Genomic DNA, 2339 nt, shown 5'->3' on the forward strand with positions numbered 1-2339 from the left:
ATCATGATTACCGGCACTTATCGGGCGGCATGATTATGACGCATCCCCACCCGGGCGCCTTTGTCCTCCTGGCCGGCTTCGGCCCCGGCTGCATCGTCCCTGACGGCTGGCACGTGGTGTCTGCGGTGAACCAAGACGGCAGCTTTCACGTGGGCGGCAGGACGGCGGTCTGGCCGGACAGGATCAAGGAAATGAGGGTCGGCAGCTTTCATGCGCCGGGGGTTTAATCATGGAAGCAGCGGGGCCGCGTGTGAGTGAGATCGATTGGCTAGGCGCAAGCGGGGGGCAACTCGCTGTGGCGTTCGGCGCCGGGTGCGTGGCGACATGGGGATTTATTCAAACCGTGCTGGTGGGGCCGCTCAAGAAGCAGATCAGGGAACTCAAGGACGAGTGCGAGAAGCGGGACGAGCGGTCGGCGCAGCGCATCAACCAGCTTGAGACGCTGCTGTTGCTCCATGGGCCGGGGCAGTTACGGCAGCAGTTGCAGGCGGCGCTTTCCGAGGAACGGGTGCTGGGGGATAGGGGATGAGCAAGGCGCTGTTCGACACGATCCGCGACATAAAGGGATCGCCCCTCACGCAAGCCGATGTGGACGCGGTGAACGCGGCCCTAAGCGGCACTCCGGGCCGTGTGGTCAGCAAGGCCGGGCTGGCGCTCATCAAGTCGTTTGAGGGGCTATCCCTGAAAGCATATCCAGACCCCGCGACGGGCGGCGAGCCTATCACGATTGGCTATGGCCACACAGGCGGCGTCAAGCTGGGCACAGTGTGGACGCAGGCGCAGGCAGATAACGCGCTGGCCGATGACGTTTCCCGCTTTGCCAATGGCGTGGCGAAGCTGATCGGGGACGCGCCGACGACGCAGGGCCAATATGACGCGATGGTCAGCCTGTCTTACAATGTGGGATTGGGCAATTTCGGATCATCCACGCTGCTGAAGAAGCACAAAGCTGGCGACCATGCCGGGGCTGCTGCTGAATTTGCGCGGTGGAATAAGGCTGCCGGTAAAATCATGGCTGGCCTGACACGACGACGCGCGGCCGAAGCTGCGATGTATCGGGGGGAAGCATGAAACTCCTGTCCGCCCTCAACGGCATCAACGGCGAACCGGAGATACAGCGCGTCCTGGGTGCCTTTGGAACAACCGTCTATGTCGTCACCGGACCCGCGCTCATATGGGCTGGCAAGGTGACGGCATCGTTTGAAGCCTTCGCCCTCGCCTATCCCGCTGGCCTGGCCGCCTGCATCGGGGCAACTGCTGGCGCCATCGCTCTGAAAGATCGCCAAATTGCGCGGGCCAAGGTTATCGAGAGGACGGGGGAATGATGTTCCTGCTCCCTCTCCTGATCTTCTACGGTTGCACATGGGAGAGTGACGAATGAACCTGTTGCCATTCTCCCTTGGCCTCCTGCGCGCCCACTGGAAGCTGATAGCCCTCGCCCTGCTACTCGCGGTCATCGGCGTCCAGCAATTGCGCGTCACGGGGCTGAAATCGTCCCTGTCTGCGGAAAAGGCAGGTCGCATGGCTGACCGAAAGGAATACGAGCGTGCACAGATGGAGGCGACGGCCAAAGCCTATGCCGCGAAGATCAAGAAGGAAGCCGAATATGAAGCCGAACGCGAGAAAGCGGACCTTGCTGCTGCTGACCTTGGCAAGCAGTATCGCGCTGCCGTCCTGCGCTACCAAGCCGCTCAACGTGAGACCGGCGGAAGCCATTTGCCCGTCTCCGCCGAAGCCGCCGAAAGCGTTGACCGATCAGGTGGATCTGCCGTCCTTCCTGTCGGGCAACTGATGATCCCCCAGACTGATGCGCTGATATGTGCCGATGGGATCGCCCGGTTGCAGGCTGGGCACGAATGGGCGCTTGGGTTGTAGGGGTGACGCGGGCCGGTCATTGCACAGGCAACCTCTCATGCCCCGGTTCTTCATGGTGTAGCACATCGCCAAGGCGCCGGCAATCGATCGCCTGTCCGCACTCGGTGCACGTAATGAAATGCTGGCTCTCGTCTTCCAGATCGGGGGCGGTGCAGGGGAGAGTGTTGAGGGTTTCGCGGTCAGGTTCGCTCATTGCTTCCCCTCTCCTGATAGGGCGGTGATGGCGTTAGCCGCCTCCCGCAAAGCGCTGTCAATTGACGAGCCATGCCCGGCGCCGATCAGGCCGGAAACTTCAAGGCACTTCGCCGCCGCCTCTCTCAGGCCAGCTTGACGACCAGCCTCTTTCATGCGGGCGAGCGCCCGGCCAATCTCCCCGTCATTCAGGCCACGGATAGCCAGATAGTCCCGCAAGGCGATTGCATCCTGATCCACCTTACCGTCCATCATGAGGGCCTTTCTGGGAT

7 protein-coding genes are annotated in these 2339 nt (G+C 62.1%); 5 read left to right on the forward strand and 2 right to left on the reverse strand.

Annotation, left to right across the window (positions count from 1 at the left end; all coding sequences use genetic code 11):
- The 5 genes from K7W03_RS27220 to K7W03_RS27240 all read left to right on the forward strand — a co-directional run.
- Positions 1–227 (forward strand): hypothetical protein (locus tag K7W03_RS27220; RefSeq protein WP_222888082.1); only part of this gene is annotated, 227 nt, incomplete at its 5' end.
- A 23-nt stretch (positions 228–250) separates the two neighbouring features.
- The gene (locus K7W03_RS27225) at positions 251–529 is read left to right on the forward strand and encodes a hypothetical protein (RefSeq protein WP_222888084.1); all 279 of its coding nucleotides are present in this window, start codon (positions 251–253) and stop codon (positions 527–529) included.
- Entirely contained in the window at positions 526–1071 is a 546-nt protein-coding gene (locus tag K7W03_RS27230) for a lysozyme (RefSeq protein ID WP_222888086.1), read from the forward strand. Before K7W03_RS27225 ends, K7W03_RS27230 begins: the two co-directional genes overlap by 4 nt.
- Positions 1068–1325, forward strand: a complete 258-nt coding sequence (locus K7W03_RS27235; protein WP_222888087.1) for a hypothetical protein — start codon at positions 1068–1070, stop codon at positions 1323–1325. The genes K7W03_RS27230 and K7W03_RS27235 overlap by 4 nt, the downstream gene beginning before the upstream one ends.
- 196 nt (positions 1326–1521) lie before the next feature.
- Positions 1522–1875 carry a hypothetical protein gene (locus K7W03_RS27240; RefSeq protein WP_222888088.1) on the forward strand — a complete coding sequence of 118 codons (354 nt, stop codon included), beginning with the start codon at positions 1522–1524 and terminating at the stop codon, positions 1873–1875.
- Positions 1876–1891: 16 nt separating this feature from the next.
- Here the strand turns inward: K7W03_RS27240 and K7W03_RS27245 are convergent, their stop codons facing one another.
- Both K7W03_RS27245 and K7W03_RS27250 read right to left on the reverse strand, forming a co-directional pair.
- Entirely contained in the window at positions 1892–2068 is a 177-nt protein-coding gene (locus tag K7W03_RS27245; RefSeq protein WP_222888089.1) for a hypothetical protein, read from the reverse strand.
- Positions 2065–2339, reverse strand: a 275-nt coding sequence (locus tag K7W03_RS27250; RefSeq protein ID WP_222888090.1) for a hypothetical protein, incomplete at its 5' end; no start/stop codon positions are given. The genes K7W03_RS27250 and K7W03_RS27245, both read right to left, overlap by 4 nt.

Source organism: Sphingobium sp. PNB (assembly GCF_019873065.1).
GTDB classification, from domain to species: Bacteria; Pseudomonadota; Alphaproteobacteria; order Sphingomonadales; family Sphingomonadaceae; genus Sphingobium; species Sphingobium fuliginis.

Coding starts and splice junctions, on each gene's coding strand:
- K7W03_RS27245 (WP_222888089.1), bottom strand. CDS start 2,068: ATGAGCGAACCTGACCGCGAAACCCTCAACACTCTCCCCTGCACCGCC.
- K7W03_RS27240 (WP_222888088.1), top strand. CDS start 1,522: ATGGCTGACCGAAAGGAATACGAGCGTGCACAGATGGAGGCGACGGCC.
- K7W03_RS27235 (WP_222888087.1), top strand. CDS start 1,068: ATGAAACTCCTGTCCGCCCTCAACGGCATCAACGGCGAACCGGAGATA.
- K7W03_RS27230 (WP_222888086.1), top strand. CDS start 526: ATGAGCAAGGCGCTGTTCGACACGATCCGCGACATAAAGGGATCGCCC.